6 protein-coding genes are annotated in these 5,723 nt (G+C 74.8%); 5 read left to right on the top strand and 1 reads right to left on the bottom strand.

The window, feature by feature from the left end; genetic code table 11:
* Together ABD308_RS28100 and ABD308_RS28095 are read left to right on the top strand one after the other, a co-directional pair.
* On the top strand, nucleotides 1-561 hold a 561-nt coding region (locus tag ABD308_RS28100), incomplete at its 5' end, for a restriction endonuclease (RefSeq protein WP_425554867.1).
* A gap of 77 nt (nucleotides 562-638) precedes the next feature.
* A complete protein-coding gene (locus tag ABD308_RS28095) occupies nucleotides 639-1,244 on the top strand; it encodes a helix-turn-helix domain-containing protein (RefSeq protein ID WP_344340281.1) in 606 nt (201 codons plus the stop codon).
* 844 nt (nucleotides 1,245-2,088) lie between these two features.
* Here the strand turns inward: ABD308_RS28095 and ABD308_RS28090 are convergent.
* Nucleotides 2,089-3,486, bottom strand: coding sequence for a helix-turn-helix transcriptional regulator (locus ABD308_RS28090; protein ID WP_344340276.1), 1,398 nt, complete (start codon nucleotides 3,484-3,486; stop codon nucleotides 2,089-2,091).
* Nucleotides 3,487-3,646: 160 nt separating this feature from the next.
* On the opposite strand from ABD308_RS28090, the gene ABD308_RS28085 reads away from it, so the two are divergent.
* From ABD308_RS28085 to ABD308_RS39770, 3 genes are all read left to right on the top strand, one after another.
* Complete coding sequence (locus ABD308_RS28085; protein ID WP_344340273.1) at nucleotides 3,647-4,603, top strand: NADP-dependent oxidoreductase; 957 nt, start codon at nucleotides 3,647-3,649, stop codon at nucleotides 4,601-4,603.
* Between the two features lie 172 nt (nucleotides 4,604-4,775).
* The gene (locus tag ABD308_RS28080; protein WP_344340267.1) at nucleotides 4,776-5,504 is read left to right on the top strand and encodes an MIP family channel protein; all 729 of its coding nucleotides are present in this window, start codon (nucleotides 4,776-4,778) and stop codon (nucleotides 5,502-5,504) included.
* A gap of 72 nt (nucleotides 5,505-5,576) precedes the next feature.
* Nucleotides 5,577-5,723 (top strand): SDR family NAD(P)-dependent oxidoreductase (locus ABD308_RS39770; protein WP_425554868.1); only part of this gene is annotated, 147 nt, incomplete at its 3' end.

Below are 5,723 nucleotides of genomic sequence, written 5' to 3'. Positions count from 1 at the left end.
GCGGCCGCCGTCGCGGTACTCGGCGCCACCCAGGCGCTGCTGCGGTCCTGGGTCTTCCTCACGGCCGTCGCGCTGCTCGCCCTCGCGGGCGCCGCGTGCGGCCCGATGCTGGAGCGCACCCGCGCCGAACGGCTGGCCGGCCTGCGCCTCAGCCTCGCCGAGGTGGACGCGATGGGCGACCAGGACTTCGAGTACGCGCTGCGCGACCTGCTGGTCCGCGACGGCTGGACGGCGGACCAGGTCGGCCGGCAGGGCGACCAGGCCGCCGATGTGATCGGCCACCACCCCCGGCACGGCCGGATCGTCCTCCAGGCCAAGCACACCACCGTCGGCGCCAAGGTCGGCGTACAGGTGATGTACCAGGTCAAGGGGACGGCCGGTCCGGTGCACGGCGCCGACGTCGCCGTGGTCGTCACCAACGGCGGCCTCACCCGCGACGCGATGGCCTGGGGCGACCAGTACGGGATCCACTGGATCGACCGCGCCCGCCTGGAGAGCTGGGCCGCCGCCGGCCGGCCGCTGCACCACCTGCTGCCCCTCCCGCGCCGCCCGCTCGGGTAGCCGCCGTGGCACCCCTGACCGTCGCCATTCGGGAGGCCGCGTTGCCGGAACCGGGACGGCCTGCTTCGATCGACCACATGGATCAGGACGCCAACCCCGCGATCGCCGCCACCCTGCGCGAGATCGGCCCCCGGCTACGCCGCCTGCGCGAACGCAAGGGCATGTCCCTGGCCGACCTCGGCCAGGCGACCGGCATCTCCAAGAGCACGCTGTCCCGGTTGGAGTCCGAGCAGCGCAAGCCCAGCCTGGAACTCCTCCTGCCCATCGCCGCCGCCCTCGCCGTCCCGCTCGACGAGATCGTCGCCGCCCCGCGCGTCCAGGACCCCCGCGTCCACCAGCACCCGGGGCGGGCCGACGGCCGCACCTTCGTCCCGCTCTCCCGCCACCGCACCGAACCCCGGGCGTTCAAGATCACCATCCCGGCGGCCCAGCAGACCCCCTCGCTCACCACCCACACCGGCCACGAATGGCTCTACGTCCTCTCCGGCCGCCTCCGCCTGCTGCTCGGCGAACACGACGTCGTCCTCGCCCCCGGCGAGGCGGCCGAGTTCGACTGCCAGAACCCGCACTGGTTCGGCTCCACGGGAACGGGGGACGTCGAAGTCCTCAGCCTCTTCGGCAAACAGGGCGAACGCCTCCACCTGCGCGCCCGCACCCGCCCGAAGGAGGCGAAGGAGTGGTGAAACCGTGGCCGCCTGGGCGGCCCTCGGCCCTGGTCGTGTCCGGAGCCGCCGTCACGCTCCAACTCGGCCACGGCCGCGACACCACCTTCGCGCCCGACCCCAGACGATCTGCGTCCCCGCCACCGTGACCCCCTGAGGCAACGAGAAGCCGGCCGAATCCGACCTCCCGCCCGGCCGTGCTGGGCTTGAGGAGTGGGAAGTCGGCCTGGTCGACTTCCCACTCCGGTGAGGGTGTGACGTCCGTTGCCGCGTTCCTGTGTCGGCCGTCGTTTCCGCGGACCCTCCATGCTTTCGCCCGGCCGTGCTGGGTTTGGGGAGTGGGAAGTCGGCCTGGTCGACTTCCTGCTCCGGGGTCTTCGGCGCGGCCGTGACCCCCGTTGCCCCGGTCGTCGCCGGCGCCCAAGGCTGGCTGTACTGGCGTGGGGATGGGGAGTTCGGTGGGGCCGACTTCCTGTTCCGGGGGTGGCCTGGCCCGGTCCTCCTTGGGTGCGGCCGTGACCCCCGCTGCCCCCGCGCTTGCCGCCGCTCTCGCTGGCGGCCAAGGCCAGCCGTGGTTGGCGTGGGGATTGGAAGGTCGGTGGGGCCGACTTCCTGTGCCGGGGCGTGGCTTGGGCCGGTCTGTCTCCGCCCTGGCCCCGCGCTCGCCGTTGTTCGGACGGCCCGGGTCCGGCCGTCCCGCCGGTCCCCTCGCCCGGGGGTGGGTGGGGAGTGGGAAGTCGATGGAGCCGACTTCCCACTCCGGAGCCCGGGGTGGGCGGGTCTATCGCCTGCCGCCGTTTTGATGGGCGGCGAAGACGCCTCGGTGGGGGCGTGGCTCGGCCGGGTCGATGTTCGGGGGCTGGGGTCAGGAGGCGGCGTGGAGAGGGGCTGGGGCGGGGGTGGGGAGGCCGGCGCGGTGGGCGAGGGCGGCGGCTTCGCCGCGGGAGGTGACGTCGAGTTTGGCCAGGATGTTGGCGACGTGGAACTTCACCGTGGACTCGCTGATGTGCAGGGCGGTGGCGATCTCGCGGTTGCGGCGGCCTCGGGCAAGTTGGTCGAGGACCTCCAGCTCCCGGGGCTGCAGGCCCTCCAGTGCGTCGGCGGAGGTGCCCGGGCAGGCCTCCGGGGCGTGCAGGGGGAGGTCGACGGTCACCGTGGTGCCCCAGCCCGGGACGGCGTCGATGGTCAGGCGGCCCGCGAGGGCGGCGATCCGGTCGGCGGTGCGGTGGACGGCGAGCGCGTCGACGGTCAGCAGGCCCGGGCCGTCGTCCCGGACCATCGCGCGCAGCCCGTTCTCGACGAACTGCCACCGCACGTGGAGGCGGCTCACGCCGTCCTGTTCCAGCATGGCGAGCACGGTGGAGGCGACGGCGGCGCGGGCGGTGTGCGCGGTGTCGGTGGGGACCGAGCGGTCCCCCTCGGCCGGGGCCAGCAGGTCCAGCCGGACCGGGCTGTGCCGCAGTAACGGCCTGACCGCGTCGGCGAGTCGGGCGAACGCGGTGGCGGCCGGCTCCTCGCTCAGCTCGCGGTCGAGGGCGGCGGCGCCGCGCAGGTCGAGCAGGGCGGTCACGGCGAGGTCGGTGGCGTTGCGCCGGGCGGTGGTGTCGTCCAGGGCGGCGGAGCGCAGCGGCGCGAGGATCGCGGAGAGGGCGGCGGCGTGGGCGTCGCCGAGTTCGGCGATGGTGCGCGCCCGGGTGCTCGCCGAGGCGCGCGAGGCGGCGGCGTTGGCGGGGGCGGCGTCGACGGCCCGGTGGTGGAAGTGCGCGGTCAGCAGCTCCCACAACTGCTGGAGCACGCGCAGTGGCTGATCGGGCAGCGGCGCCGGCGGACGTCCCCCGGCTGGTCCGCTCTCGGCGCGGACCAGGACCAGCAGCGCGCCGCTGGTGCCGGCCGGCGTGGCCACCAGGGCGACCGCCGGGCGCGGGCGCCCGCCGAGCACCGCCTCGCCCTGCCAGGGGTGTCCCGGCGTCACCTCCTGGCCGATCCGGTCCAGTTCGGCGCCGGTGATCCGCGCGGACAGCTCCTCGGGCCCGGTGGCGCTCGCGGGGGAGTAGGTGCAGATTCCGCTCAGCTGGGCGAGCGCGATGTGCGGGACGAGTTCGGCCAGCACCTCGGAGACCTTCGACAGGAGCCTCGACCGGGGTGTGTTCAGCACCTCGGTGGTGAGGGCCAGTGCACCCGCGGGGTCGCCCCAGGACCACCCCCCGCGGCCCGCCGTCCCGCCGTTCCCGTATCCGTCGTCGCCGTGCGCCCGTTCCACCATGCCGATCAGCGTAGTTCGCGCCCGGTCCCGGCCGGCCTGTCCGAACGGCCAGGCGGAACCGCCCGAACGGCGGGGCGGACGGCTCCTCCGTCCGTACCAGGCTGGAGTGGTCACGGGACGAGTGAAGTCCCCAGGTGCGAAAGAACGGTGGGTGTTTCCCATGAGCGACAACTCCGGTACCGGAACCCTCGCGACCAAGGCCATCGGGTTCGCCGAGTACGGCGGCTTGGACGTCCTGCGGCCGATCGAGGTCGAGCTGCCCGCGCCGGGCCCCGGCCAGGTGCGGATCGCGGTGCGCGCCGTCGGCGTCAACCCGCTCGACCACAAGGTGCGCTCCGGCGCGCTGACCGCGCTGTTCCCGGTCACCTTCCCCGCCGTCCCCGGCTACGAGGTCGCGGGCGTGGTGGAATCCGTCGGCGAGGGCGTCACCGAGTGGCGGACCGGCGACGAGGTGCTCGGCGCGGTGCACGGCGGCGGGTACGCGGAGCACGTGCTGGCGGATGCGGACCGGCTGGTCGGCAAGCCGGCCGCGCTCGGCTGGGCGCAGGCCGCGGCGATCCCGGTGGCGGCCGAGACCTCCTGGCGCTGCCTCGACCTGTTGGGCGTCGAGTCCGGCCACACCCTGCTGGTGCACGGCGCGGCGGGTGGCGTCGGCACGGTGCTGCTGCAGTTCGCCCGGGTCCGGGGGATCCGGGTGGTCGGCACGGCGAGCGAGGCCAACCACGGGCACCTGCGCGAGCTGGGCGCCGTGCCGGTGGCGTACGGCGAGGGGCTGGCCGAGCGGGTCCGCGCCGCCGCGCCCGGGGGTGTGGACCGGGTGCTGGACGCGGCCGGGAGCGGTGTCCTGCCGCTGTCGGTCGAGCTGGCGGGCGGCGCGGAGCGGGTGCTGACCATCGCCGACTGGCAGGGCGCCGAGCAGCACGGGGTCCGGTTCACCGGCGGCGAGGCGACCGTTCCCTACGACCGTCCGGCGCTGAACGGCGCGCTCGGACTGCTCGCGGCGGGCGGTCTGACGCTGCCGCTGCACCGGGTGCTGCCGCTGGCGGAGGCCGCCGAGGCGCAGGCCGAGAGCGCGCGCGGTCACCTGCGGGGCAAGATCGTCCTGATCGCGACCTAAGGGCCGATTGGTCCGATTTTCACTCGTTTGGAATAATTCGACGCTCGGAACCCCGGTGATCACCGGGATCACCCGGTCGGCCGGCCTGCGCCCGCCCCTGCGGACGCACAGGTCGACCGGGTGTGACGGGCGGCGCCAGGCCGCCCGTACGGACGAGGTCTGGAGGACCCGGATGGACAAGCGCGCGGTAGTTGGCGAATTCCTCGGAACGCTGTTGTTGGTGCTGCTGGCGGTGGGCGCGGCGGTACTGGCCGGGGACGCCATCGGCTCGGTGGGCATCGCGCTCGCGTTCGGGTTCGTGCTCCTCGCCCTCGCGTACGCGATCGGGCCGATCTCCGGCTGCCACGTGAACCCGGCGGTGACGCTCGGCTTCCTGCTGGCCCGCCGGATCGACGGCCGCACCGCGGTGTCGTACTGGGTCGCCCAGGTGCTCGGCGGCATAGCGGGCGCGGCCCTGGTGCTGCTGCTCGCCAAGCAGGTCCCGGGCCTGGAGACGCACGGCAAGCTCGGCACCAACGGCTGGGGCGACCGCTCGCAGGTCCACATCAACGCCGGCGGCGCCTTCCTGACCGAGGTCGTGCTGACCTTCCTGCTGGTCTACGTGGTCCTCGCGGTCACCCACCGGCTCGCCGCGACCGGCTTCGACGGGCTGCCGATCGGCATGGCCCTGGTGGTCGTGCACCTGGTCGGCATCCCGCTCACCGGCACCTCGGTCAACCCGGCCCGCAGCCTCGGCCCGGCCCTGTTCGCGGGCGGCCCTGCGCTCTCCCAGCTGTGGCTGTTCCTGCTCGCCCCGCTGCTCGGCGGCGCCCTGGCGGCCGGCATGCACCTGCTGACCCACCCCCAGCCCAACCTCCCCGCCGCCGAGGCGCTCGCCACGGACGCCCGGGTCGCGGCGTAGCCGTAGCCGGCCCCGGCGGCTGGGCGGCCGGGGGTGTCACCGGCCGGCGCCGAGCCGTTACAGTTCGGCGTCATGGATGATGCGAAGACCGTGGCCCCCCGCGGGGCCGGCGGGCGGCTGGCCGGGAAGACCTGTGTGGTCACCGGCGCCGCGAACGGGATCGGCCGCGCCGTCGCCGAACTCTTCGCCCGGGAGGGCGCGTCGGTGGTGGCCACCGAC

Source organism: Kitasatospora putterlickiae, assembly GCF_039527695.1.
Classification (GTDB): Bacteria; Actinomycetota; Actinomycetes; order Streptomycetales; family Streptomycetaceae; genus Kitasatospora; species Kitasatospora putterlickiae.
The sequence above is the reverse complement of the archived record's forward strand: the minus strand, read 5'-3'. Positions and strand labels throughout refer to the sequence as shown.

Coding starts and splice junctions, on each gene's coding strand:
- ABD308_RS28095 (WP_344340281.1), top strand. CDS start 639: ATGGATCAGGACGCCAACCCCGCGATCGCCGCCACCCTGCGCGAGATC.
- ABD308_RS28090 (WP_344340276.1), bottom strand. CDS start 3,486: ATGGTGGAACGGGCGCACGGCGACGACGGATACGGGAACGGCGGGACG.
- ABD308_RS28085 (WP_344340273.1), top strand. CDS start 3,647: ATGAGCGACAACTCCGGTACCGGAACCCTCGCGACCAAGGCCATCGGG.
- ABD308_RS28080 (WP_344340267.1), top strand. CDS start 4,776: ATGGACAAGCGCGCGGTAGTTGGCGAATTCCTCGGAACGCTGTTGTTG.